This is a genomic window from Nonomuraea salmonea (genome assembly GCF_042428605.1).
Classification (GTDB): domain Bacteria; phylum Actinomycetota; class Actinomycetes; order Streptosporangiales; family Streptosporangiaceae; genus Nonomuraea; species Nonomuraea salmonea.
In genome coordinates, this window is sequence record NZ_JBHMCF010000058.1 from 57,494 (window position 1) to 80,563 (window position 23,070).

The following is a 23,070-nucleotide window of genomic DNA, read 5'->3' on the forward strand; positions in this document are numbered from 1 at the left end:
GGTGGTTCATTCCGGGTTGGCGCCTGATTTCACGGCGCGTGCTCAACCGTATTCTTTCTCCGCCTGCCGGCGTCCCTCGAAGACCTCCTCGTGGTCCACCCACCACTGCGGGCCGTCCGCCAGGTTGTCGGCCAGGCTCTTCTCGGCACGGAGCCGCAGCTCGAGAAACCTCCTGCCCTCCGCGCCCACGTCCCGGTCGGTCACCTGGAGCCCCGGGAGGTCCTCGGCGATCCGCTTGGGCATGCTGTCGTAGACCTCCATGTACGCGCTGTTCGCCCGCGCGAGGAAGTCTCGTGCCCGGCTGTCCGGCGTGCCGCCGAAGTCGAAGGTCTCGTGCAGGACGCCCCGATCGGGGTCGGCCACCCGCTCGAAGTTCTTCCTGCACCAGTCGCTGATCTCGACGTACGAGCGGGCCGCGGCGTCCAGCCGGCCGGAGACGGCGGCCAGCGCGGTGGCGTTGGCGTGGATCTGCCGCAGCACGCCCTGCGCCCGGTCGGCGGCGGCGCCGTACCAGGGGGCGTCGCGCAGGTCCTGGGCCCGGCGGAGCAGCAGGTTCGCCAGGTCGACCAGCGGCTCCGGCATCCGTCCGAAGATCATGCCGGCGGCGCCGGCGGCGCCGGGCAGGGTGGACACGCTCCACTGCGCCTGACTCGCCGTCAGGTGGCCGACGTCGTACGACGTGCCGGGCAGCTTCAGGTCGATGCTGCCGTTCGGGTAGAGGTCGCTCAGGTGATTGCGGTCGCCCGTGATCGGCAGCCGCTCCCTCAGGGTGGAGTCGGGGACGTCGCCGAGCTTGGGGTCGTCGGCGAGGTCGTAGCGGGACGACGCGCGCTCGATCAGCAGGCCGGCCACGCCGACCTCGGCGTGCAGGTCCCGCCAGAACACGTCCACGGCGTGCGCGGCCGAGGAGAGCATCAGGCCGAGGTGGTACGGCAGCAGCCACTCGCCCTCGGGCACGCCGGGGCCGGCGTCCTGGACCCCGTCGAAGCGCTGCATGCCGAACGACAGGCCGACGATCTGCCCCGCGACGCTCCTGACGCCCTTGCGGTCGATGTGGAACCCGTCACCGCGATGCTCGTCGCCGAGCCCCGGCCAGCAGCCCGGCAGCTCGGGCTCGGTCGGCCAGGTGGACCACTGATCAGCCGCCGTCGGCTCCGGCTCGCGCATCACCACTCCGCTCGGGTCGGGACGCCTCACCTTACGGTGATCGCTTTCCCGCCCGCAATCCACGATTTCCCCAGGTAGAGACGCACAAATCCACCTCTCGCGTTGTGAGCGGACCAGCGCTGCCCTCGCGTCGCGAGCGGATCAGCCGCGCCCTCCCGTTGTGACCGGATCAGCCGTGGCCGACGCCGCCGAGCCAGCTCCGCACGACCAGGTCGGCGGCCCGCGGCGGGTCGAGGTCGGGGAAGCGGTGGGCGGCGGTGTCGACGAGGTCGTCCAGCATCGCGCGGGCCCACGCCACCGGCACGTCGCCGCGGATCAGCCCCTCGTCGGCGGCCCGCCGTACGAACCGGTCGAGCCGTGCGCTCTGCTCGCTCCGCCGCACGTCGGCCGTCGGGTCGGCGCGCATCATCCGCCGCATGTCCACCGGCCACTCCCTGCTGACCGGGACGATGCCCTCGACGTAACGGTGCAGCGCCACCGCCACGGGCGCCTCCACCAGCCTGGCCTCGTCGAGCACCCGCTCCGAGCCGTCGAGCTTGGTCTGGAAGACGGCGGCGAGCAGCGCCTCGCGGGTGGGGAAGCGACGGTAGACGGTCCTGCGGTCGACCCCGGCCGCGGCGGCGATGGCGCTCATGCTCGTCGCCGGGTCCTCGGCCAGCAGGCGGGCGCCCGTACGCAGGACCGCCCGCAGGTTACGCGCGGCGTCGGCTCTCATCACCCGTTCAGTCTACGCGCACTGTGACACATCCCTCTTTGACAGACGCACTCCCGTTTCATATATCTAAGTTAATGCCACAATAGAGTGGCACTTATTCCGTGAGGACCACCATGACCACCACCACCTGGCTCATCACCGGCAGCTCGCGCGGCTTCGGCCGCGCCCTCGCCGAGGCCGCGCTGGAGCGCGGCGACCACGTGCTCGCCACCGCCCGCGACCCGCGCCGGCTCGACGACCTCGTCCAGCGGTACGGCGACCGCGCCCGCATCTTCGCCCTCGACGTCACCGACGCCGCCGCCGCCCGCGCCGCCGTCCAGGAGGCGGTCACCGCGTTCGGCCGGCTCGACGTCGTCGTCAACAACGCCGGCTACGCCAACTCCTCACCCATCGAGGAGACCCCCGACGACGACTTCCGCGCCCAGATCGAGACCAACTTCTACGGCGTCGTCAACGTCACCAAGGCCGCCCTGCCCGTCCTGCGCGCCCAGCGCTCGGGCCACTTCATCCAGTTCTCCTCGATCGGGGGCCGGGTGGGCGGCTCGCCTGGGCTGGGGGCGTACCAGTCGGCGAAGTTCGCCGTCGAAGGCTTCTCCGAGGTGCTCAACAACGAGGTCAAGCCGTTCGGCGTCAAGGTCACCATCGTCGAGCCCGGCGCGTTCCGTACGGACTGGGCCGGCTCGTCCATGCACATCCCGCAGGTCGGCCCCGACTACGAGCAGACCGTCGGCGCCATGAACCACCGCCGCGCCGGCTTCGACCGCTCGGCCCCCGGCGACCCGGCCCGCGCCGCCCGCATCCTCCTCGACGTCGTCACGCTGGACGACCCCCCGCTCCGCCTCCTCATGGGCGAGGACGCCCTGACCCTCGCCGACCAGTCCTCCCAAGCCCGCGCCGAGGAAGCAGCCCGCTGGCGCCACCTCAGCCTCGCCACCGCCTTCCCACCCGCCGACTGACTCTCAACCGACCCCGTTACGACGAACGAAGCCCCCGAAGCTCGCACCCGTACACGGCAGACGCATCCCCGTCTCCCGCAGCCCGTCCACGATGTTCCCGGCCGCCACCTCGTTGAGCTTGCCGGTCCTGACCGCACAGGCGAGCAGCCACACCGTGCCGTGGACCTCGAGTCCATGGGCTCTTCCCACGGCCACGGCGGCCTGATCGTCGGTGATGGCCATCCCGCCGGCCAGTTCGGCGGCGGAGAAGACGCTTGCCTCTCCGAGGTCGCGCTCCGACGAGCCGACCCGCCGCACCCACTTGGCGAAGCACCTGATCTCGTGCAACGAGTCGAGCTTCGCCAGCCCGAGCCAGTCAGCGTCGAGCACGGCCTCCAGAATCGGATGCCGCTTGCACCCCGCGCGCACCTCCTCACGGACGACGTGCGTGGTCAGGCACGTGATACCCGTCAACAGGTCGCGCAGCACGTCCAGGCGTTCGGCGAGGGTGAAGTGCACCAGGCACATCGCGTCGAAGACCAGGACGCGATCCGGTCCGGCCTCGCTCACAGCTCGACGTCCGGGTCGTCGCGGACGGGCAGGTCGGGTGCCTCGATCTGGCCGCGCATGAGCTCGACCGCCCGGGACGCCGTGATGAGAGAACCCTTGAAGGATTCGATGACCGCGTGCGCGAAGCTCGGCGGCACCCGTACGGTCTCCAGGTCGGGCTGAGGCGCCCAGCCGACCGCTTCCATCAGCTCCGCGCGCGTTGGAGTTCTCCTCCGGAGTTTCCTGGCGACGCCCCGTTCGACCGCCTCGGCGGCGACGGCCTGCCGGAGCGTCAAGGACCAGGAGGTTCTGAAACGCGCGGCCAGGACCACCAGTTCCTCGCGCCCAGGCTTCGTCCCTGAGCGCGTGGCGAACGCCTCGGCGGGAAGGAGAAGCTCGGCGGCAAACGCGTCGATGATCGCTTCCCGGTCGTCACGGGACACGTGGACGCCGATGTCCGTCGAGTACTCGTCCCCGACGATCAGGTGCCCCAGCTCGTGCGCCGCGGTGGCGCGCCTGCGGCCCGGATCGCCGTGCCGGCTGACGACCGCGGCGGCGATGCCGTCCTCACGCAGGGAGGCGCCTTCACCCGGCACGTCGACCACGGCGACGAGCTGCCCCAGCCCTTCGCACACGCCCATGAGCGAGTCGATGGGCTCGCCGCCGTAACCCAGGTGACCGCGGACCCACCTCGCGGCACGCCGAGCGCTCATGAGGTCGTGTACGGGCTCGGGGCAGCTTTCCACGGCGGGTGGGACGAACGTCCCCAAATCACGAAGTTGCCGGATATCGGCCAGCCACGTGGAGAGCGCCACCTCCAGGCGATGGGATTGCCGCGTCGCGTCGGTCACCGTGTCGTCGGACAGCTCCGCCCGGCGCGAGACGACCTGCGGGAGCGGATCAAGAAAGTAGCCGAGAGGAACCTGAAGCACCTCGGACAGATTCGCGAGTTCGAGCGCATCTACGCGACGGACTCCTCGTTCGATCTTCGCGATCATCGTCCGGTCGAGCTTGAGCGCCGATGCCAGCTCTTCCTGCGACATGTCGGCCGCCATACGGCACTCGCGCACGCGCTCGCCGACCTCCGCCCACTCCCCAGGGTCCTTCATCTTGCGATAATCGCACACCTGCCATGTGGGAGCGAGGCCGATGCGAGGTGTCCGCCATCCTTGTCGCAGGTGACGCCACCGACGGGTCATAGGACTGCCAGGGCCAGGACCGGTTCGTACGAGATGATGCACACTGTCCGTTATGGCAGCCACAGAACTCGGTGCGGCGCTGCGGCACTGGCGTGACCGGGTCTCGCCGGCGGCGGCGGGCCTGCGCGCGGGCGGTCGCCGGCGGGCTGCCGGGCTGCGGCGCGAGGAGCTGTCGCAGCTGGCGGGCATCTCCGTCGACTACCTCACCCGCCTCGAACAGGGCCGCGCCACCCACCCCTCCGCCCAGGTCGTCGAGGCACTCGCCCGCGCCCTGCGCCTCACCAGCGACGGTCGCGCCCACCTCTACCAGCTCGCCGGCCTCGCCGCCCCCGGCGCCGCGACGGTGCCCGCGTACATCCCGCCGAGCGTCCACCGCATGCTGGACCGCCTCACCGGCACGCCCGTCGCGGTCTTCGACGCCGCCTGGGCCCAGCTGCTCGCCAACCCCCTGTACACGGCGCTGATGGGCGACTGGCAGGGCGACGACCTCAACGCCGTCTGGCGCAACTTCCTCGGCGCCGGCACCCGCGTCCGCCACACCCCGGACTCACTCGGCGCCCTCCGCGCCGCCCAGGTAGCCGATCTGCGCAGAACCGCCGCCCGCTACCCGTCCGATCGCCACCTGCACCACCTCATAGGCCGCCTCCGCACCGAAAGCCCGGAGTTCGAAACCCTCTGGACGTCCGGCGCGGTGGGCCGCCACGAATCGGCCCGCAAGACCATCGACCACCCGCACGTGGGCGCCATCACGCTGGACTGCGACGTGCTGGTGGTGGCCGGCGAGGATCTGCGCATCATGGTCTACACCGCCGAACCAGGAACGGACGACGCCGACCGCCTAGCTCTGCTGTCCGTCATCGGCACCCAGGAACTCACCGGCCGGCATTGATAGATATTCCGGGCCTAGAAGACGATGTTGCCTTTCGTGCCCATCACCGATCCGAGGATCAGTTTGCAAGGTCTCGAAGCATCGACGGGTGTTGGCCAGGGCGTGGCGGCACAACTCCTGCCAGCCGCGGACGGCATCGCCATTACCGAACCGAACGTCCCAGCGGCCATCAGGAGGCGGCACCGTCACCCGATCCCCACGTTTCGGCTCACGTGAAGACCTGGACCGGGCCGAAGTCGCCGCTATGTCGGAGGTTGCGGTGACCAGAGGCCGGCTGCGGTTCCCTCTTCGACGTGCCGGCGGTAGGTGACGACCTTGTCGTGGATGATGTCCAGGCCGGCCGTCAGGTCGGCGATCTTCTCCCGTACGGCCCTCTCATGCTCCTCCAGCAGCGCGAGCCGCTCCGCCTCGTTGCCGGGACCGGAGCGGACCAACTGGGCGAACCTCTTCAAGGTCGCGATGGGCATGCCGGACTCGCGCAGCCGGTTGCACAGCAGCAGCCACTCGACGTCGGCCGGTTCGTAGACGCGCTGCCCGCCCGCCGTACGCGGGATCGGGCGGAGGAAGAGCTCTTCGCGCTCGAAGAACCGCAATGCGTGGACGCCCAGGCCGGTCACCTTCGCGACGTCGCCGATGGAGAGGTCGCCGGCCTTCCTGACCATCACCCACCGCCGTAGCTTGACCTAGATCGCACTCTAGATTCTAGCCTCCACCGCATGACCATCACGCAACACAAGATCGGGTCGGGGTTCGGCGCGCACAGCACGGCGGACGACGTCCTGACCGGCATCGACCTGTCCGGCCGGTACGTCCTGATCACCGGCGGCTACTCAGGGCTCGGACTGGCGGCCACGAGCGCGCTGATCCGCGCCGGAGCCCATGTGATCGTGCCCGCTCGCCGCCCCGCCGCCGCGACGGAGGCGCTGCGCGGCATCCCGCGGACGGAGGTCTGGGAGCTCGATCTGGCGGATCTCGGCAGCATCCGGACGTTCAGTGACAAGTTCCTGGAGACTGGCACTTCCCTGGACATCGTCCTCGCCAACGCGGGCGTCATGGCTCACCCGTACGACCTGATCGGCCCCGGCTGGGAAGCCCACCTCGCCATCAACCACCTCGGCCACTACGCCCTGATCAACCGCCTTCGCCCGGCTCTGTCCCAGGGAGCGCGCGTGGTGTCCGTCGCCTCGTCGGGCCACTTCCTGTCGGACATCCGCTGGGACGACCCGCACTTCCGCCGCGGCTACGACCACTGGGTCGCGTACGGGCAGTCCAAGACGGCCAACGCCCTGTTCGCCGTCCACCTCGACACGTTCGACGGCGTGCGCGCCTTCGCGGTGCACCCGGGCAGCATCCTCACCCCGCTGCAACGGCGCATCCCCCGCGAGCAGCAGCTCGCCCAGGGCTGGATCACCCCGGAGGGCCGTCCCGCCGACGGCTTCAAGACCCCCGAGCAGGGCGCGGCGACCGCCGTCTGGGCCGCCACGTCGCCGCTGCTCGACGCGTACGGCGGCGCGTACTGCCAGGATTGCGACATCGCCGACCCCGCCGCCACCGACGACATGCTGATCGGCGGCGTGAAGCCATGGGCGACCGACCCCGGATCCGCCGCCAGGCTCTGGACGCTCTCCGCCGAACTCACCGACCTCGACACCTTCACGACATAGCAACCAGGAAGCGGCCATCGGGATAGAGGAGGTACCAGCACCTCGGACACGGAGGAACCGATCATGAAGCGACACACCGCCCCATGGCCACGGCCAGAGTGGTGAGTCGGCCGACGGAGCAGCTCGGCGACGCGGAACTCGTCGCCGCCTCTTCGGATGACCCTGAGGCGTTCGGCGAACTGTTCCACCGCCACGCGCCCCGGCTCCACGCCTATGTCAAACGCCGCCTCGGACGTACGCTCGCCGACGACATCGTGGCAGAGACCTTCGCCACCGCGTTCCGGCAGCGGGGGAAATTCGACGGGCGGGCGGAGTTCGCCGCGTGGTTGTGGGGCATCGCCAGCAATTCGATCGCCAAGCATCATCGGCAGGAGACCCGGATGTTCAGGGCGTTCGCCCGAACAGGCGTGGATCCGGCCGAGGACGGCATCGCCGACCTGGTCAGCGACCGCGTCACCGCCACGGCGCAGGGTCCTCATCTGGCGAAGGCCCTCGCCGCGCTGAACTCCCAGGATCGCAGCGCCCTCTTGCTGCTGGCCTGGGGTGAGCTGTCGTACGCCGAGATCGCGGCTGTACTGAATCTGCCCCTCGGCACCGTCAAGGCCAAAATTCACCGGGCCCGGACGAAACTCCGCAAGGCCCTCCTGCGGGAGAACGACCATGGATGAACTCGACGCACTGCGGCGCATGCGGACGGCACTGGCCGAGGAGGAAAGCCCGGAACGGCTTGCCCTGCGGGCGGACTGGCGATCCGTTCGCCGGCCACGCCGCTTCAGAATGCCTTTGGCGATGGCGACGGCCGCCCTGGTCGCGGCAACGTTCGCCGCCATTTCTGTAACCCCGGACCGGGAGCTTCCCGGCAAGCGGACTCCGGAAAACGCCCTTCTGGTGGCCGCCACCAACGTACAGAGGGGGCCGACCGGCACGTACTGGCACACCACCAGAATCGCCGGGAAGATTCACGCGGTCGGCGAGAACGCGGTGGAGCACTACAAGGTCGAGTCGAGAATGCAGTACGACGCCTGGACCGACCTGCGCGGCACGGGATGCAACGCCGTCAAGGATCTGCCCGCCCGCCCGTGGAACGCCCGCGACAAGCAGAAATGGCAGGCCGCGGGTGCTCCGACAAAGGTGGAGGTCGCGTCGGGCTTCCTCTTCTTCGACGCCCCCGACAGAAAACAGTCGTGCCGCCAGGTGGCCGGACGTCAATTCTTCGGCATGACCCCACGCCAACTCGCCGCGCTGCCCACCCACCCCGAGCAATTGAAGAACACGCTGCTGGACCTCAAAGGCAACTGGGAAGCGTACGCACCGAAAGTCACCCGGCAGCCGATAAGGGCCCTGGAAGGCGAGAAGCGAATCCGGGCCTTGAGCGACGTGGCCGGCACCCTGCTCGCCGAGGCACCCGTCCCACCGGCAGTGCGATCGGCAGCGTTCCGCATGCTCGCCACCCTGCCCGGTGTGAAAGTAGAAGGCCGGACGACCGACCCGCTGGGCCGTACCGGAGTGGTGATCTCTTTGCCGCTGGAAACGACCATCCCTCTCGGCCTCTCCACCGCACCCCGGCAACTCGGCACCTACCGCCGCCAGTGGATCATCAACCCCGGCAACGGAACCCTGCTCGCCATGCGAGACCTGGTGGCGACCCCACCACAAGGCACCCGCGACCTCCCACCCGGCGACGACGGCGAACCCCGCCGCCTGACGCCCGAAACCCAACCCGACCGCTTCCACAAGCCCGGCGAGCTGGCGGAGTACGCAACTTATGAAGTCGCCGAATGGACCGACGAGACACCAAGCTGAAACCAGGATGCGCGAACTACTGAGGCTTGGATCGGTACTCGGCCCACACGTCGACCGCCTCTTGAAGATCAAGAGCGGCCACGTCCTCACGCGCCATGCCGACGGTGTGAATCAGCCGATCAGCGAGCCAGTCCGGAACCGGTTCCCTAGGAGGGGTCTTCTCCAGGCGGATGCGATCCACGATCGCGCCAAGTCGTTCGATCACCTGGCCCAGCTGCACGACCTCAGGACGATCCGTCCCCGCCTCGCGAACCCTCGCCGTCGCCTCTGCATATACCTCCGCGTCAGCCCGCTCACCGACCGCCCACACCTCGCAGATCTCCACTGTCTTGTCCTCGGTGATCCGATAGACGACCCGCCAGGTGTTGCGTCCGACCACCAGCTTGCGAAAACCGGTCAGCTCCCCGCTCAGCGGATAACCGGCCTCTGGATTGTCCAGCAGAAGGAGTATCTTCTTGAGCACTTTGGGCACCGCGTCCGGGCCGATGCGCCGAAGATCGTCGACTGCCGGCGCAGTGAAGATGACGTCGGACACGACTCACTCATCGTCCGGAAGGGCGGACAGCGAGTCGCGAGTATGCCCGAAGGCGGCAAGCACCTCATCGAGGGCAACCCGCTCTCCCGTATCCGTCACCGACCGGGCGAGCACCAGCGCCAGATCACGGAGATCAGCCGCGGCTTCCTCCAGCTCATTGAGCCGACGAATGCTCACCACGGCCGCCACCGGTTGATGCCGGCGAGTGACCACCAGATCGGCCCCATGCTCCGCGTCGGCCACCAGGCGGGCAACGCCTCGCTTGGCCGCCTCGGTGACGCTCAATTCAGTGGCGTCGTGCAGAACAGTCATACATGAACTGTACATCGATCTGTATAGAATCCCAGCGCATACGCCGGAGAAGGCCATCGCCGAATCGAACCCGGCGAGCCCCCGACTCAGGATTCAGACGAACAACAGCCCACCGATCGGCGAAGCGTGCGTACCACTCCGATGCCCCAAGCGGCGAGCACGCCCACGCTGACCGTGCCGAGCAAGGTGATGATGAACCAGTCCGTCGAGCCGTCCCGCGGATAGACGTTGTACCGGTTGCCCGCCTCCATCGCCGGCACCCGATCCCCCGCCCGCGCCGGCTCCGCGCCCGGCGTCAGCCCGATCCCGCGCCTGACAACTGAGCCGTCATCAGAGACGAAATTCCCCCGCCAGCTGCAACTGCGCCCGCCGCAGTTCCGTTCGGTGGCGGTGAAAGTGCCGGGGATCCCGGTGCCGAACTGCGCGCTGTACGCGGGGACCACCTCGCGTACGGCGGCGAACAGAACGAGCCCGGCCAGCACCGGCACCACCACCCACCAGAAAAAGCGCATCGGCCCTCCCTTCCATCTGGGGCTCAGGCGACGGGGCGGAGGCCGTCCATCAGGAGGTTCAGGAGGCGGGCGGCCTTGGCGTCGTGCTCGCGCCGGGGCGCCACGGTGAAGATGCCGATGAGGGAGTCGGCGACGTCCTCGGCGGTGACGTCGGAGCGGAGGTCGCCGGCCGCGCGCCCCGCGTCGAGGATCGCGGTGATGGCCGCCAGCAGCTCGCCGCGGGTCTGCGCATGGGCGATCTCGCCCGACTCGATCATCGCGACCAGCGTGTCGATCATGCCGTTCTTGGCCGCGATCCAGTCCCCGAACAGGTCCATCCAGCGCCGCATCGCCTCCGCAGGAGGCATGCGGTCGAGCAGCTCGCGGGCTCCGGAGGTCAGCCGTACGACCTGGTCCCGGTAGACCGCGTCGACCAGCGACTCACGGGTCGGGAAGTGCCGGTAGAGCGTGGCGATGCCGACGCCGGCCTCGCGCGCGATCGCCCGCATCGACGGCTCGGCCTCGGCCGACATGAACATGCGGGTCGCCACCGCGAGCAACTGGTCGCGGTTGCGGGCCGCGTCCGCCCGCGGCGCGCGCATCTCAGCCTCAGTCAAAACGGATCACGCTCCGGTTGTGTTACTGTCGCCTCAACAAACGGAGCATAGTCCGCTTCAACGCGCTTCCTCGATCCCCAAGGAGACAGGTGCACATGCAGGAACAGCAGAAGGGCAGAGCGGTCCAGCTCGACGCGTGGGGCGGCCCCGAGGTCCTGGACGTCCGTGAGGTCCCCGTTCCGGAGGCCGGCCCTGGACAGCTCCGCGTACGGGTCACCGCAGCCGGCCTGAACCCCATGGACTGGATCATGACCGCCGACGCCGACACCGCCGCCCGGTTCGGCCTGAGCCTTCCGGCCGGGTTCGGTACGGACTACGCGGGAGTGGTCGACCAGGTCGGCGACGGAGTGACCGGCTACGCGCCGGGCGACCGGGTGTTCGGCGGCGCTCTGTCCCGCGCGGTCGCCGACTACGTGATGATCGACCCGGCCGACGGGAACGCGGCGAACGAGGCCCACCACACCCCGGACGGCATCGACGACCTCACCGCCGCCACCCTCACGATCGCCGGCCGCACGGCCCTGGCCGCCGTCGGGGTGGCCGACCTCGGCCCGGGCGACACCGTGCTCATCGGCGGCGCGGGGGGCGGGGTCGGGGTCTTCGCCGTCCAGCTGGCCCGGCTCGCAGGAGCACGCGTCATCGGTACGGGCTCCCCGGCTTCGGCCGACTTCCTCCGCGACCTGGGCGCCGAGCCGGTGGCGTACGGCGACGGCCTGGCCGACCGAGTCCAAGCCCTCGCCCCCAAGGGCATCACCGCCGCCCTGGACCTGCACGGAACGGAGACGGTGGAAACCGCCAGAGAACTCGGCGTCCCCGACAAGCGCATCTGCACCATCGCCGCCCAGGTAGAAGGCGTACCGGCCGCGAACGGCGCCACCGCCACCCCCAGCGACCTGGCGGAGCTGGCCCGCCTGGTCGCAACAGGCGAGATCCGGATGCCCATCGCGGCGACGTTCCCCGTGGACAAGATCCGCGAGGCGACGGAACTCCAGGCCGCCCGCCACGTCCGCGGCAAAATCGTCATCGCTCTCTGAATCACCGCACCACGCCGACGCGCCCCAATGGCTGTTCGGGAAATTCCAATGTTCCGTCGGCTTAACGGACACCGGGCTCCTCCCGAACACCGAGGGGCCGGTGATCACCGTCCCACTGCACTCCTTCGGGCTGCTCAGGCGGCCAACAAAGACCACCCGGCGCCGACGAGCGTGAGGCGGGAACATGTACTTGCAGGCCAGAAGCATGCGTGTTCTATAATCGCACACATGGATGCGGAGGAGCAGAACCAGCTGGGCAGCCGCATCGCGGACGCACGTCAGCGAGCGGGCCTCACGCAGACAGAGCTGGCGACGGCGATCACCCTGGACAGATCCGCGCTGGCGAAGATCGAAAACGGATCGCGGCGCGTGTCCGCTTTGGAGCTCTCCCGCATCGCGGACGCGGTCGGCGAGAGGGTCGAATGGTTCTTCGACAAGACGCCTGAAGCGATCATCTCGCATCGCAACCTTCAGGATCCTGGAGCCGTCAGCCCCGCGATCGACAGGCTGATCGAGCTGACGGCCAGAAACGTCGAGTTCGTCACCGCCCGCACAGGCCAGGCATGGCCGAAGAGCCAAGTGCTTGATCGCCCCGGCTCCGGGAACGACATCGAGGAAGCCGCCGCAGAAGCACGCAAGTTGATCGGTTTGAGCCCTGCGAAACCCGCACTCAACCTCTCCGCGGAAGTCGCCGGGCTCGGCCTGTTCACCTTCTCCTTCGACATGGGCACCGACGCCGCCGACGCGGCCTCCATGCTCCTCAAGGAGGGCGGGGTCGCGATCGTCAACGGAAGCCTCCGCGTGGGCAGACGGCGGCTCGCCTTGGCGCACGAATTGGGCCATTACCTATTCGCGGATGAGTACACCATCGACTGGCGCATCTCGGAGCAGCAGAACGACGACGTCTGGGAGGCCCGGCTCGATCGCTTCGGGCGAGCGCTGCTCCTGCCGCGACAGGGCGTGAAGGCGGACTTGGCTCGCCTGCGGGCGGAAGGAAACGACCTCCGGACCACCGCCATCAAGCTGGCCAGTGCCTATCGGGTGGACATGTCGACTTTGGCCCGCCGGCTGGTGGAAGTAGAGCTCATAGACCAGAAGGACGCGGACTTCATCCGTTCCGTCCGCACGACGAAGGCAGACATCATCGACCACAACCTCGTCGTGCCACGGGAACTGGAAGCGCCTCATCTTCCGGATCCGTACATCAAAGGAATCCTCACGATCTACCGTAACGCCGTCGTGTCCGCGGCGCGGGCGACCGACCTCCTCTTCGACACGTGGGGCGAAGACGACCTCCCTGAGGTGCCGAAATTGCCGGAGAGCTCCATCTGGAAGTTCGTCTCGTAGGCGCCATGACCGACACCGATACGCTCGTCTTCGACACAGGACCGCTGAGCCATTTCGCCATCAATAATTGGCTGGGCGTCCTGAAGGCAGTGGTAGGCGACCGTAAGGCACTGATCCCTGATGTGGTCGTCGCGGAGCTCGGAGCCGGCACCGCTCGGGACGCCCGCATCGCAGCGGTCCTCCAGGCTTTCTGGATTGAACAGCGCGAACTTCGCTCGCTGGAAGAGATAAAGGCCTACGCCCACTTCGCCCAGTTGTTAGTGCGTAGTGAACGAAACCGTGGGGAAGCGGGCGTCCTCGCCCTCGCGCAAACCCTGGACGCCACCGCGGTGGTCGACGATCGTGCCGCACGGAAAGCTGCAGAGGATCACAAGATCCTGCTCTCCCCTACCCTCGCCCTGCTCTGCGCATCGATCAGAAGCGGCCTGCTCACCGTTCCCCTCGTCTCAGAACTCGCCGATGATCTCCTCAGCAGCGAGTATCACCTCCCCTTCAAGACGGGGCACTTCCTCCACTGGGCGACGGAAAACGGCCTCATCCCCGTGGACCTGCCACGTACCTCTTAGGGAAGGCCTGGGGTGTGCAGGCAGCGGTCGCCGGGGGCAGGTAGCGGGGGCCGTCGCTGACCAGGACGGCCAGGCCCCCGTCGAACCACTGCGGGACCTCGGCGCCCCTGAGGCGGGCGTGGGGCTCCACGTGGGTGAGTTCCTGGGGGAAGATCACCGGATCGACGCCGTGCGGGGACAGCATCACCGCCCGGTTCAGTACGGCGACGCCGCGTTCGCCGCTCCTGCGGTAGCAGTCGTCGTACAGGCACACGAGGACGTCAGAAGAGCGCGGCCGGTTCAGAGGCCTGCAGCATCTGGCCCGCAGACTGGGCAATCGCCTCATGCCGGGTACGTCCTGTACTGCGTTGGTACGCATCCCGCGACCCCTCCGCCGCAGCCCGACGATTAAGCATCTCTACATAATCAGTCTGAGAAGATCAAACTTGTATTGAAAGGTGGTAATGCCTGAAACTGGACTACATGCCTGACTCCCGGCGTGGCATCTTCTACGGGATCGCCGCCTACACCATGTGGGGCCTGTTCCCCCTCTACTGGCCGCTGCTCAAGCCCTCCGGCGCCATCGAGATCCTCGCCCACCGCATGGTGTGGTCGCTGGTCGTGGTGGCCGTGGCGCTGGCCGTACGCCGGCACTGGTCGTGGGTGAAGCAGCTGTTCAGGCAGCCCGCCAAGCTCGGACTGCTGACGCTGGCCGCGATCTTCGTGACCGTCAACTGGGGCACCTACATCTACGCGGTCAACAGCGGCCACGTCGTCGAAAGCGCCCTCGGCTACTTCATCAACCCGCTGGTCAACGTGCTGTTCGGGGTGGCGCTGCTGCGCGAGCGGCTGCGGCCGCTGCAGTGGGCGGCGGTCGGGTTCGGCGCGCTGGCGGTGCTGGTGCTGACGCTCGACTACGGGCGGCTGCCGTGGGTGGCGCTGACCCTGGCGTTCAGCTTCGGCATTTACGGCCTGGTCAAGAAGCGGGCCAACGTCGAGGCCACGGAGAGCCTGGCCATCGAGACCCTGGTGCTGCTCCTGCCGGCCATCGGCTACCTGGCCTGGCTGCAGACGACGGGGACGGCCACGTTCGGCCAGGAGGGCGCGGGGCACGCGCTGCTGCTGGTCGCGGGCGGCCTCATCACGGCGGTGCCGCTCATCTGCTTCGGCGCGGCGGCGATCAGGGTGCCGCTGAGCACGATCGGGCTGCTGCAGTACATCGCGCCGATCCTGCAGTTCGCCTGCGGCGTGCTCATCGCCAAGGAGACCATGCCGCCCAGCCGCTGGATCGGGTTCTCGATCGTCTGGCTGGCGCTGGCGCTCTTCTCGTACGACAGCCTCCGGGCGGCCCGTCAGACCGCCCGGAGCCGCGTCGCGGCCCTCAAGGCTCAGCCGGAGCGCTCGACCACGTAATCGCAGAGCGCGAGGAACGCGCCCTTGGCCGGGATGTCGGGCAGGCCCGAGATGTCGGCCCGGGCGCGGTCCACCCAGGCCACCAGCTCCGCCCGCGCCCGCGCCATGCCGGGGTGGGCGTGGAGCAGGGTCAGGGCCTCGTCCAGGTCCTCATCGGCGACCGGGCTGGACAGCAGCGCCGTCAGGCGGGGGTGGTCGCCGGCGGCGAGCGCGTACAGGACCGGGAGGGTCTTGACGCCCTCCTTGAGGTCCGTGCCGGGCGTCTTGCCCGACTGCGCGCCCGAGGAGGCCACGTCGAGCAGGTCGTCGCCGAGCTGCCAGGCCACGCCGATGGCCTCGCAGGCGCGGCTGAGCCGCTCCTCCACGTCGGCCGGGGCGCCCGACAGCAGCGCACCGAAGCGGCCCGAGGCAGCGATCAGCGAACCGGTCTTGTCGGACAGGACGCTCAGGTAGTGGGCGATCGGGTCCTCGTCGGCGCGCGGGCCGATCGTCTCCCTGATCTGGCCCTGCACGAGCCGCGAGAACGTCTGCGCCTGGATGCGGATCAGCTCGGGACCGAGGTCGGCGAGCAGGTCCGAGGCCTGGGCGAACAGGTAGTCGCCGGTGAGGATGGCCACGGTGTTGTCCCACCGGGCGTTGGCGGACGGGGAGCCCCGGCGCACCGGGGCCTCGTCCATGACGTCGTCGTGGTAGAGCGAGCCGAGGTGGGTCAGCTCGATGACCACGGCGCCGGGCACCACACCCGGCGCCGACGGGTCGCCGAACTGGGCGGCCAGCAGCACCATCAACGTACGGAACCGCTTGCCGCCCGCCTCGATGAGGTGCTTGGACGCCTCCGTGACGAAGGCGTCCTCACTCTCGACGGACGAGCGCAGGAGCTTCTCGACCGCGGCCAGTCCGTTGGCCACGTCCTGCGCCAACCGCTCGTCCTCGATGGGAAGGTCAACCACGGGAGGCGCGGACATACGAGATCCCCTTATCTGATGAACAGGCTGCTAGCAGCGTCGTTGGCAACACCGAGCACGGACTCCGGATAGAGCCCCACCCCTACCGTAACCAGCAGCGAAACGGCGATGACGGCCACGGTCCCCATACTGGGCACCGCGACCGCCGGGCCGTCGGCGGCCGGCTCGCTGAAGAACATCAGCACGATGACGCGGACGTAGAAGAACGCGGCGATCGCGGAGGCGATCACGCCGACGACGACCAGGCCGGCCATCCAGCCGCCCATGGAGTCGCCGGGCTGCGTGCCGCTGTTCAGCGCGGCGGCGAAGACGGCGTACTTGCCGAAGAAGCCGCTCGTCAGCGGGATGCCGGCGAAGGCGAGCAGGAAGAAGGCGAACACGCCCGACAGGACCGGCGCCCGCTTGCCGAGACCGGCCCAGCGGGACAGGTGCCCCGCCTCGCCGCCCGGGTCGCGGACGAGGGTCAGCACGGCGAACGCGCCGACCGTGGTGATGCCGTAGACCGCGAGGTAGAACAGGATCGCCTTGAGCGAGTCGGCGTTCTGCCGCGCGTCGCCGAACGTGGCCATCACACCGACCAGCAAGAAGCCGGCGTGCGCGATGGACGAGTACGCCAGCATCCGCTTGATCTCGGTCTGCGTGATCGCCAGGATCGAGCCGACGATCATCGTGAGCGCCGCGACGCCCCAGATGACCGGCCGCCACTCCCAGTCAAGGTTGCCCAGGCCGACCCAGAAGACCCTCAGCACGGCCCCGACGGCCGCGACGAGGGTGCCGGAGGCCATGAGGGCGGTGATGGGCGTCGGGGCGCCCTGGTAGACGTCCGGCTTCCAGGCCTGGAACGGCGCCGCGCCGATCTTGAACAGCAGACCCACGCCGAGCAGCGCGAACCCGATGAGCAGCAGCGGGTCGAGCGAGTTGCCCGCGGCCATGGCCTGGTTGATGCCGGGCAGCGAGACGGTGCCCGCGAAGCCGTAGATCATCGCGGTGCCGTACAGGAAGAAGGCCGAGGAGAACGCGCCCAGCAGGAAGTACTTCATGGACGCCTCCTGCGAGAGGAGGCGACGCCTGCGGGCCAGGCCGCACAGCAGGTAGAGCGGCAGCGACATGACCTCAAGGGCCACGAACATCATCAGCAGGTCGTGCGAGGCGGGGAACAGCAGCATGCCGCCCACCGCGAACAGGACCAGCGGGTAGACCTCGGTGTGGCCGGTGCCGTTGTCGTGGGCCTCGGCCTCCTCCTCGTCGGCGCTGCCCGGCACGGCCGCGGCGGAGGCCACGAAGTGGCCCTCGTCATTGATGAGCAGCACGCAGACGAACGACAGGACGAGGATGACGCCCCAGATGAACAGCGACGGCCCGTCCACGGCGAGCGCGCCCATGGCGGCCGGCGTGGAGGACACCTGGCCGCGCAGCGTCTGCACCAGCACCAGCGCGAACGCGCCGGCCAGGCTCAGCAGCGTGAGCGGCACATGGATGGACTTGCGCAGGTAACGCGGCGCGAACGCCTCGACGAGCACGCCGATGCAGGCCGCGCCGAAGACGACCAGCAGCGGCGCCAGCGTGCCGTACTCGATCGTCGGCGCATCGATGGCGGGGTTCACTGGCCTGTCCCCTTCTCAGCGACGGTGGAGGTGGGTACCTTCACGTTGGTCAGCGTCTGTTGCACTGACGGGTTGATCACGTCAAGCAGCGGCTTGGGGAAGAAGCCGAACCCGATGATCAGGGCGACCAGCGGAGCCAGCACCCAGACCTCGCGGGCGTTCAGGTCCTTGAACGCCTTGACCGGCTCGGCCGTCGGCCCGTTCATAGTCCGCTGGACCATCCACAGGATGTAGACGGCCGCGAGGATCACCGCGACCGCGGAGACGATCGCCGCCACCGTCAGCGCACCGGACCCGTGGGCCTGGCTGGAGTACGTGCCGATCATGACCATGAACTCGCTGACGAAGGACGACAGGCCCGGCAGCGAGAGACCGGCCAGACCGGCGATCAGGAAGAAGCCCGCGAGCAGCGGGGCGACCTTCTGCACGCCTCCGTAGTCCCCGATGAACGGCGAGCCGCGCCGCGCGATGAGGAACCCGGCCGCCAGGAACAGCGCGCCCGTGGCGAAGCCGTGGTTGACCATGTAGAGCGCCGCGCCGGACTGGGCGACGTCCGACATGGCGAACACCCCGAGCACGATGAACCCGAAGTGCGAGATCGACGTGTACGCGATGAGCCGCTTCATGTCGGTCTGGCCGATGGCGACGATGGCGCCGTAGATGATGCTGATGACCGCCAGCACGACGATCGGCATCGTGAACGCCTTGGCCGCGTCGGGGAACAGCTCCAGGCAGAAGCGCAGCATCCCGAACGTGCCGACCTTGTCCAGCACGCCCACCAGCAGCACCGCGGCGCCGGCCGGAGCCTGCGCGGCCGCGTCGGGCAGCCAGGTGTGCACCGGCCAGAGCGGCGCCTTGATGGCGAAGGCGATGAAGAAGCCGCCGAACAGCCACTTCTGCATGGCCGGGTCCTGGATGGCCCCGACGAGCTCGGGGAACATGAAGGACTGCTTGCCGGCGACGACATAGAGGCCGATGACCGCGACCAGCATGAGCAGGCCGCCGAAGAGCGAGTACAGCAGGAACTTGACGGCCGCGTAGGACCGCTGGGCGCCGCCGTACGACCCGATCATGAAGTACATCGGGATCAGCATGGCTTCGAAGAAGACGTAGAACAGGAAGATGTCGGTCGCCGCGAAGACGCCGATCATCATCGTCTCCAGCACCAGCAGCAGGGAGAAGTACGTCTTCACCGAGCGCTTGGGCGCGATCACCGTGCCGTCGGCGGTCTTCACGCCGTCGGCGTCGTGCCAGGAGGCCAGCACCACGATCGGCACCAGCACCACCGACAGCGCGATGAGCACGAGCGCGACGCCGTCCACGCCGACCCCGAACTTCACGCCGAAGCTCGGGATCCAGTTGTAGGCGGCGGTGAACTGGAAGCGGTCGCCGTCGGGGTCGAACCCGGCGGCCATGACGCCGGTCAGGACCAGCGTCGCCAGCGAGAACAGCAGGGTGACCTGCTTGGCCAGCTTGTCACTGCCCTTGGGAAGCAGGGCCACCACGACGGCGCCCACCACGGGCACCGCCATGAGTATCGGAAGCCAGGGTGACATCAGATGTTCCCAACGAGGAGCAGGGCGCCGGTCAGCAGGGCGGCACCGATCAGGATGGACAGCGCGTACGTTCTGGCGAAGCCCGTCTGGATCCGCCGAAGGCGCCCGGAGCTGCCGCCGATGCCCGCCGCCAGACCGTTGACGATCCCGTCGATGCCGCGGTTGTCGAAGAACACCGCGAGGCGGGTCAGCCACTGGCCGGGCCGCATGAAGAGCGACTCGTTGAGCGCGTCACCGTACAGGTCGCGCCGGGCGAACGTGGTGAGGAAGTTGCCGCGCGGCTGCACCGACGGCACCTCGACCCGGCCGTAGCGCAGCCAGGCGAACACGACGCCGACCGCGACGAGCGCGAGCGTGACGAGCCCTGCCGTGCTGAACGGCGCGAACTCCGGCACCGTGTCGAGGCTGCCACCGACCGCCGGGATCAGGAACTTGTACAGCGTGCCGCCCAGGACCAGGTAGGCGCCGAGGCCGAGCGCGCCGAGCGAGAGGATCATCAGCGGCACCGTCATCACGAGCGGCGACTCGTGCGGGTGCGCCTCCTTGTCCCAGCGCTTCTCGCCGAAGAAGGTCATGAAGACCATCCGCGACATGTAGAAGCCGGTGACGCCGGCGCCGAGCACGGCCAGCCAGCCGAGGATGGGCTGGTGGTGCACCGCGGTCTCGATGATGCCGTCCTTGGTGAAGTAGCCGGACAGCAGCGGGAAGCCGATGATCGCCAGGTAGCCGATGAAGAACGTGACGAACGTGATCGGCATGGCCTTGCGCAGCGCGCCGTACTTCCTCATGTCGACCTCGTCGTTCATGCCGTGCATGACCGAGCCGGCGCCGAGGAACATGTCGGCCTTGAAGAAGCCGTGCGTGATCAGGTGGCCGATCGCGAAGGCGTAGCCCGCGGGGCCGAGGCCCGCGCCGAGCATCATGTAGCCGATCTGCGACATCGTCGAACCGGCCAGGCCCTTCTTGATGTCGTCCTTCGCGCAACCGATGATGGCACCGGCGAGCAGCGTGACCGCGCCGACGATGGCGGCGGCGAGCGCGGCGCCCGAGCCCTCGGGGAAGAAGAACGCCCCCGAGCGGACCACCAGGTAGACACCGGCGGTGACCATGGTCGCGGCGTGGATGAGGGCCGAGACCGGGGTCGGGCCCTCCATGGCGTCGAGGAGCCAGGACTGCAGCGGCAGCTGCGCGGACTTACCGCAGGCGCCGAGGAGCAGCAGCAGGCCGATGGCGAGCATCGCGCCGTTGGTCTGGCCGGGCTGGATCTGCTCGCCCAGCCCCTGGAAGGTCAGGGTGCCGAACGTGGTCCAGATGACGAACATGCCGACCAGCAGGCCGAAGTCACCGACGCGGTTGACGACGAACGCCTTCTTCGCCGCGGTCGCCGCGGACGGCTTGAACTGCCAGAACCCGATCAGCAGGTACGACGCCAGACCGACGCCCTCCCAGCCGATGAACAGCCCGACGTAGTTGTCGGCCAGCACCAGCAGCAGCATCGCGGCCACGAACAGGTTCAGGTAGGAGAAGAACCTGCGCCGGTGCTCGTCGTGCGCCATGTAGCCGATCGAGTAGATGTGGATCAGCGAGCCCACACCGGTGATCAGCAGCGCGAAGCTGATGGACAGGGGGTCGATGAGCAGCCCCATGTCGACCATGCCGGGGATGAACTCGTACAGGTGCACCGCCCGGCGGCGCTCCTCCGCCCCGAACCCGATCAGCTCGAAGAACGCCAGCACCGCCACGACGAACGAGGCGAGGGACATGGCCACGCCCAGCAGATGGCCCCAACGGTCGGTGAACCGGTTGAACACCAGCAGGATGAACGCGCCCACGAGCGGGAACGCGATCATCAGCCAGGCGTTGCCGATCACTCCACCGGTGTGCTGGACGATCTCAGCGAGTTGAGATTCCACCAGTCACCTCTTAGTACTTCAGCAGGTTGGCGTCGTCGACGGACGCGGACCTGCGGGTTCGGAAGATCGTCACGATGATTGCCAGGCCGACGACGACCTCGGCCGCGGCCACCACCATCACGAAGAACGCGATGATCTGGCCCTCCAGGTTGCCCACCTGCCGGGCGAACGTCACGAACGCGAGGTTGCAGGCGTTGAGCATGAGCTCGACGCACATGAACACCACGATGGCGTTGCGCCTGATCAGCACGCCCATGGCGCCGATCGCGAACAGCAGGCCGGACAGGACGAGGTAGTGGGTCGTCACTTGGTCACCTCATTGCTCTCGGCGTCCTGCTCGGCCTCGGTCGGCGCCGTGCCCTCCTCGGCCGTGTGCTTGATCGCCTGGGCCAGCTTGGGGTTGTCCGGCAGGCGGTCATGCTCCACGTCGTAGCGGGCGATGTAGCGGTTGACCGAGGACTCGGCCACCGACCCGTCGGGCAGCAGCGCCGGCATGTCGATGGCGTTGTTCCTGGCGTAGGTGCCGGGGCCGGGCAGCGGCGACGGGCGGTCGCCCTGGAAGCGAGCCCGGGACAGGTCCTTCTGCGTCGCCTTCTTGGTGACCCGCTCGCGGTGCGCCAGCACCATCGCGCCCAGCGCCGCGGTGATCAGCAGCGCGGAGGTGATCTCGAACGGGAACACGTACTTGGTGAAGAGCTGCAGCGCGATCGAGCGGATGTAGCCGCCCTGCTGGGTGGCCGCCGCGAGCCCGGCCTCGGGCGCGAAGATCGCGTTGCCCACGGCCAGGATGATCAGCACCGAGAAGCCGACGGCGGCGATGATCGCCCAGAAGCGCTGGCCCTTCAGCGTCTCGACGAAGGAGTCGGACGAGTCCACGCCGACGAGCATGAGCGTGAACAGGAACAGCATCATGATCGCGCCGGTGTAGACGATGATCTGCACCGCGGCCAGGAACGGCGCGTCCTGCACGGCGTACAGGACGGCCAGGCAGAGCATGACGGTGCCGAGCATCAGCGCGGAGTACACGGCCTTGCGGTTGAAGACCATGCCGAGTGCGGCGCCGACGGAGACGACGGCCAGCACCCAGAAAGTGATGGTCTCACCCATTGGTCCGCCCCAGCCGGTAGTAGTCCTCTTCGGTCTCACCGAGTCGCATGGGGTGGGGCGGCTGTTCCATGCCCTGCGTGAGGGGCGCGAGCAGCATCTCCTTGGTGTAGATGAGGCTCTCGCGGCTGGAGTCGGCCAGCTCGTACTCGTTGGTCATGGTGAGCGCTCGCGTCGGGCACGCCTCGATGCACAGGCCGCACAGGATGCACCGCAGATAGTTGATCTGGTACGTGCGTCCGTAACGCTCGCCCGGCGAGAAGCGCTCGTCCTCGGTGTTGTCCGCGCCTTCGACGTAGATGGCGTCGGCCGGACACGCCCAGGCGCACAGCTCGCACCCGACGCATTTCTCCAGCCCGTCGGGCCAGCGGTTGAGCTGGTGACGCCCGTGGAAGCGAGGAGCCGTCGGCTTCTTCTCCTCCGGGTAGTTCGTCGTGACGGGCTTCTTGAACATCGTGTGGAAGGTGACCCCGAAGCCTTTGACGGGGTTCAGCCAGTCAGTTAGTCCCACTGGGAATCTCCTTGTGCTGCACCCCGTGGTAGTGCGGCAGGTCGAGCGGCGGCACAGGGAAGCCACCGGCCGCCGGTTCCTCGGACAGTTCCTCGAACTCGGCCTCCACCTGCGCCTTCTTCGCCTCCTTGCGCCGCTGGTTAACGGTGTCGAACCGCATCCAGATGGCCAGCGCGCCGACCACGATGACGGCGCCGAGTGC

26 protein-coding genes and 1 pseudogene are annotated in these 23,070 nt (G+C 68.6%); 9 read left to right on the top strand and 18 right to left on the bottom strand.

Annotation, left to right across the window (positions count from 1 at the left end):
- Positions 1–42 precede the first annotated feature (42 nt).
- On the bottom strand, positions 43–1,167 hold the full coding sequence (locus ACFFR3_RS46775; protein WP_379485279.1) for a hypothetical protein: 1,125 nt from the start codon (positions 1,165–1,167) through the stop codon (positions 43–45).
- Between the two features lie 169 nt (positions 1,168–1,336).
- On the bottom strand, positions 1,337–1,882 hold the full coding sequence (locus tag ACFFR3_RS46780; protein WP_345394436.1) for a TetR/AcrR family transcriptional regulator: 546 nt from the start codon (positions 1,880–1,882) through the stop codon (positions 1,337–1,339).
- 113 nt (positions 1,883–1,995) lie between these two features.
- On the opposite strand from ACFFR3_RS46780, the gene ACFFR3_RS46785 reads away from it, so the two are divergent.
- The gene (locus ACFFR3_RS46785; RefSeq protein ID WP_364375775.1) at positions 1,996–2,838 is read left to right on the top strand and encodes an oxidoreductase; all 843 of its coding nucleotides are present in this window, start codon (positions 1,996–1,998) and stop codon (positions 2,836–2,838) included.
- Between the two features lie 3 nt (positions 2,839–2,841).
- Here ACFFR3_RS46785 and ACFFR3_RS46790 read toward each other — a convergent pair whose 3' ends face one another.
- Positions 2,842–3,387, bottom strand: a complete 546-nt coding sequence (locus ACFFR3_RS46790; protein WP_345394432.1) for a PIN domain-containing protein — start codon at positions 3,385–3,387, stop codon at positions 2,842–2,844.
- Positions 3,384–4,475, bottom strand: a complete 1,092-nt coding sequence (locus ACFFR3_RS46795) for a helix-turn-helix domain-containing protein (protein ID WP_345394429.1) — start codon at positions 4,473–4,475, stop codon at positions 3,384–3,386. Before ACFFR3_RS46795 ends, ACFFR3_RS46790 begins: the two co-directional genes overlap by 4 nt.
- Positions 4,476–4,617: 142 nt before the next feature.
- On the opposite strand from ACFFR3_RS46795, the gene ACFFR3_RS46800 reads away from it, so the two are divergent.
- On the top strand, positions 4,618–5,454 hold the full coding sequence (locus ACFFR3_RS46800) for a helix-turn-helix transcriptional regulator (protein WP_345394426.1): 837 nt from the start codon (positions 4,618–4,620) through the stop codon (positions 5,452–5,454).
- 242 nt (positions 5,455–5,696) lie between these two features.
- Here the strand turns inward: ACFFR3_RS46800 and ACFFR3_RS46805 are convergent, their stop codons facing one another.
- Complete coding sequence (locus ACFFR3_RS46805) at positions 5,697–6,116, bottom strand: MerR family transcriptional regulator (protein ID WP_345394423.1); 420 nt, start codon at positions 6,114–6,116, stop codon at positions 5,697–5,699.
- Between the two features lie 54 nt (positions 6,117–6,170).
- On the opposite strand from ACFFR3_RS46805, the gene ACFFR3_RS46810 reads away from it, so the two are divergent.
- From ACFFR3_RS46810 to ACFFR3_RS46820, 3 genes are all read left to right on the top strand, one after another.
- Complete coding sequence (locus ACFFR3_RS46810; RefSeq protein WP_345394420.1) at positions 6,171–7,118, top strand: oxidoreductase; 948 nt, start codon at positions 6,171–6,173, stop codon at positions 7,116–7,118.
- An 83-nt stretch (positions 7,119–7,201) separates the two neighbouring features.
- On the top strand, positions 7,202–7,786 hold the full coding sequence (locus tag ACFFR3_RS46815) for an RNA polymerase sigma factor (RefSeq protein WP_345394417.1): 585 nt from the start codon (positions 7,202–7,204) through the stop codon (positions 7,784–7,786).
- Positions 7,779–8,921, top strand: coding sequence for a CU044_5270 family protein (locus tag ACFFR3_RS46820; RefSeq protein ID WP_364375787.1), 1,143 nt, complete (start codon positions 7,779–7,781; stop codon positions 8,919–8,921). The genes ACFFR3_RS46815 and ACFFR3_RS46820 overlap by 8 nt, the downstream gene beginning before the upstream one ends.
- Positions 8,922–8,937: 16 nt before the next feature.
- Here the strand turns inward: ACFFR3_RS46820 and ACFFR3_RS46825 are convergent, their stop codons facing one another.
- The 4 genes from ACFFR3_RS46825 to ACFFR3_RS46840 all read right to left on the bottom strand — a co-directional run bounded on the left by ACFFR3_RS46825 (position 8,938) and on the right by ACFFR3_RS46840 (position 10,876).
- A complete protein-coding gene (locus tag ACFFR3_RS46825) occupies positions 8,938–9,456 on the bottom strand; it encodes a type II toxin-antitoxin system RelE family toxin (RefSeq protein WP_345394413.1) in 519 nt (172 codons plus the stop codon).
- Between the two features lie 3 nt (positions 9,457–9,459).
- Positions 9,460–9,768, bottom strand: a complete 309-nt coding sequence (locus tag ACFFR3_RS46830; protein WP_345394410.1) for a type II toxin-antitoxin system prevent-host-death family antitoxin — start codon at positions 9,766–9,768, stop codon at positions 9,460–9,462.
- 86 nt (positions 9,769–9,854) lie between these two features.
- Positions 9,855–10,280, bottom strand: coding sequence for a hypothetical protein (locus ACFFR3_RS46835; RefSeq protein ID WP_379485280.1), 426 nt, complete (start codon positions 10,278–10,280; stop codon positions 9,855–9,857).
- 23 nt (positions 10,281–10,303) lie between these two features.
- Positions 10,304–10,876 (bottom strand): TetR/AcrR family transcriptional regulator, encoded by a 573-nt coding sequence (locus ACFFR3_RS46840; protein ID WP_364375794.1) that lies wholly within the window; start codon positions 10,874–10,876, stop codon positions 10,304–10,306.
- 95 nt (positions 10,877–10,971) lie between these two features.
- Here ACFFR3_RS46840 and ACFFR3_RS46845 point away from each other — a divergent pair, with 95 nt between their 5' ends.
- From ACFFR3_RS46845 to ACFFR3_RS46855, 3 genes are all read left to right on the top strand, one after another.
- The gene (locus ACFFR3_RS46845; RefSeq protein ID WP_379485281.1) at positions 10,972–11,910 is read left to right on the top strand and encodes an NADP-dependent oxidoreductase; all 939 of its coding nucleotides are present in this window, start codon (positions 10,972–10,974) and stop codon (positions 11,908–11,910) included.
- A 228-nt stretch (positions 11,911–12,138) separates the two neighbouring features.
- Entirely contained in the window at positions 12,139–13,257 is a 1,119-nt protein-coding gene (locus tag ACFFR3_RS46850; protein ID WP_364375800.1) for a helix-turn-helix domain-containing protein, read from the top strand.
- Between the two features lie 5 nt (positions 13,258–13,262).
- On the top strand, positions 13,263–13,823 hold the full coding sequence (locus ACFFR3_RS46855; RefSeq protein ID WP_345394388.1) for a PIN domain-containing protein: 561 nt from the start codon (positions 13,263–13,265) through the stop codon (positions 13,821–13,823).
- Here the strand turns inward: ACFFR3_RS46855 and ACFFR3_RS46860 are convergent.
- Positions 13,792–14,076, bottom strand: a complete 285-nt coding sequence (locus ACFFR3_RS46860; RefSeq protein ID WP_364375806.1) for a hypothetical protein — start codon at positions 14,074–14,076, stop codon at positions 13,792–13,794. The genes ACFFR3_RS46855 and ACFFR3_RS46860 overlap by 32 nt on opposite strands.
- Before the next feature lie 209 nt (positions 14,077–14,285).
- On the opposite strand from ACFFR3_RS46860, the gene rarD reads away from it, so the two are divergent.
- Complete coding sequence (gene rarD, locus ACFFR3_RS46865) at positions 14,286–15,215, top strand: EamA family transporter RarD (protein ID WP_345394385.1); 930 nt, start codon at positions 14,286–14,288, stop codon at positions 15,213–15,215.
- Here rarD and ACFFR3_RS46870 read toward each other — a convergent pair.
- The 8 genes and pseudogenes from ACFFR3_RS46870 to ACFFR3_RS46905 all read right to left on the bottom strand — a co-directional run.
- Entirely contained in the window at positions 15,191–16,180 is a 990-nt protein-coding gene (locus ACFFR3_RS46870; RefSeq protein ID WP_345394382.1) for a polyprenyl synthetase family protein, read from the bottom strand. The two genes, rarD and ACFFR3_RS46870, sit on opposite strands and share 25 nt — an antisense overlap.
- Before the next feature lie 11 nt (positions 16,181–16,191).
- On the bottom strand, positions 16,192–17,784 hold the full coding sequence (gene nuoN, locus ACFFR3_RS46875; RefSeq protein WP_345394379.1) for an NADH-quinone oxidoreductase subunit NuoN: 1,593 nt from the start codon (positions 17,782–17,784) through the stop codon (positions 16,192–16,194).
- Entirely contained in the window at positions 17,781–19,340 is a 1,560-nt protein-coding gene (locus ACFFR3_RS46880; RefSeq protein WP_345394376.1) for an NADH-quinone oxidoreductase subunit M, read from the bottom strand. The genes nuoN and ACFFR3_RS46880 overlap by 4 nt, the downstream gene beginning before the upstream one ends.
- Positions 19,340–21,190: an NADH-quinone oxidoreductase subunit L gene (nuoL, locus tag ACFFR3_RS46885; RefSeq protein WP_345409485.1), complete on the bottom strand. Its 1,851-nt coding sequence runs from the start codon at positions 21,188–21,190 to the stop codon at positions 19,340–19,342. Before nuoL ends, ACFFR3_RS46880 begins: the two co-directional genes overlap by 1 nt.
- Positions 21,191–21,263: 73 nt before the next feature.
- The gene (gene nuoK, locus ACFFR3_RS46890; RefSeq protein WP_106246199.1) at positions 21,264–21,560 is read right to left on the bottom strand and encodes an NADH-quinone oxidoreductase subunit NuoK; all 297 of its coding nucleotides are present in this window, start codon (positions 21,558–21,560) and stop codon (positions 21,264–21,266) included.
- Positions 21,557–22,360: an NADH-quinone oxidoreductase subunit J gene (locus ACFFR3_RS46895; protein ID WP_345394370.1), complete on the bottom strand. Its 804-nt coding sequence runs from the start codon at positions 22,358–22,360 to the stop codon at positions 21,557–21,559. Before ACFFR3_RS46895 ends, nuoK begins: the two co-directional genes overlap by 4 nt.
- Positions 22,353–22,868 (bottom strand): NADH-quinone oxidoreductase subunit NuoI, encoded by a 516-nt coding sequence (gene nuoI, locus ACFFR3_RS46900; RefSeq protein WP_345394367.1) that lies wholly within the window; start codon positions 22,866–22,868, stop codon positions 22,353–22,355. The genes ACFFR3_RS46895 and nuoI overlap by 8 nt, the downstream gene beginning before the upstream one ends.
- Positions 22,855–23,070: pseudogene (locus tag ACFFR3_RS46905) on the bottom strand (NADH-quinone oxidoreductase subunit NuoH); the annotation flags it as partial. The pseudogene ACFFR3_RS46905 and the gene nuoI, both read right to left, overlap by 14 nt.

What these genes read in the sequence shown, in the direction of transcription:
- ACFFR3_RS46810 (WP_345394420.1), top strand. Translation starts at nt 6,171, where the DNA reads ATGACCATCACGCAACACAAGATCGGGTCGGGGTTCGGCGCGCACAGC.
- rarD (WP_345394385.1), top strand. Translation starts at nt 14,286, where the DNA reads ATGCCTGACTCCCGGCGTGGCATCTTCTACGGGATCGCCGCCTACACC.
- ACFFR3_RS46780 (WP_345394436.1), bottom strand. Translation starts at nt 1,882, where the DNA reads ATGAGAGCCGACGCCGCGCGTAACCTGCGGGCGGTCCTGCGTACGGGC.
- ACFFR3_RS46800 (WP_345394426.1), top strand. Translation starts at nt 4,618, where the DNA reads ATGGCAGCCACAGAACTCGGTGCGGCGCTGCGGCACTGGCGTGACCGG.
- nuoL (WP_345409485.1), bottom strand. Translation starts at nt 21,190, where the DNA reads ATGATCGCGTTCCCGCTCGTGGGCGCGTTCATCCTGCTGGTGTTCAAC.
- ACFFR3_RS46850 (WP_364375800.1), top strand. Translation starts at nt 12,139, where the DNA reads ATGGATGCGGAGGAGCAGAACCAGCTGGGCAGCCGCATCGCGGACGCA.
- ACFFR3_RS46805 (WP_345394423.1), bottom strand. Translation starts at nt 6,116, where the DNA reads ATGGTCAGGAAGGCCGGCGACCTCTCCATCGGCGACGTCGCGAAGGTG.
- ACFFR3_RS46820 (WP_364375787.1), top strand. Translation starts at nt 7,779, where the DNA reads ATGGATGAACTCGACGCACTGCGGCGCATGCGGACGGCACTGGCCGAG.
- ACFFR3_RS46870 (WP_345394382.1), bottom strand. Translation starts at nt 16,180, where the DNA reads ATGTCCGCGCCTCCCGTGGTTGACCTTCCCATCGAGGACGAGCGGTTG.
- ACFFR3_RS46815 (WP_345394417.1), top strand. Translation starts at nt 7,202, where the DNA reads ATGGCCACGGCCAGAGTGGTGAGTCGGCCGACGGAGCAGCTCGGCGAC.
- ACFFR3_RS46835 (WP_379485280.1), bottom strand. Translation starts at nt 10,280, where the DNA reads ATGCGCTTTTTCTGGTGGGTGGTGGTGCCGGTGCTGGCCGGGCTCGTT.
- ACFFR3_RS46830 (WP_345394410.1), bottom strand. Translation starts at nt 9,768, where the DNA reads ATGACTGTTCTGCACGACGCCACTGAATTGAGCGTCACCGAGGCGGCC.
- ACFFR3_RS46775 (WP_379485279.1), bottom strand. Translation starts at nt 1,167, where the DNA reads ATGCGCGAGCCGGAGCCGACGGCGGCTGATCAGTGGTCCACCTGGCCG.
- ACFFR3_RS46785 (WP_364375775.1), top strand. Translation starts at nt 1,996, where the DNA reads ATGACCACCACCACCTGGCTCATCACCGGCAGCTCGCGCGGCTTCGGC.
- ACFFR3_RS46895 (WP_345394370.1), bottom strand. Translation starts at nt 22,360, where the DNA reads ATGGGTGAGACCATCACTTTCTGGGTGCTGGCCGTCGTCTCCGTCGGC.
- ACFFR3_RS46795 (WP_345394429.1), bottom strand. Translation starts at nt 4,475, where the DNA reads ATGAAGGACCCTGGGGAGTGGGCGGAGGTCGGCGAGCGCGTGCGCGAG.
- ACFFR3_RS46855 (WP_345394388.1), top strand. Translation starts at nt 13,263, where the DNA reads ATGACCGACACCGATACGCTCGTCTTCGACACAGGACCGCTGAGCCAT.
- ACFFR3_RS46880 (WP_345394376.1), bottom strand. Translation starts at nt 19,340, where the DNA reads ATGTCACCCTGGCTTCCGATACTCATGGCGGTGCCCGTGGTGGGCGCC.
- ACFFR3_RS46845 (WP_379485281.1), top strand. Translation starts at nt 10,972, where the DNA reads ATGCAGGAACAGCAGAAGGGCAGAGCGGTCCAGCTCGACGCGTGGGGC.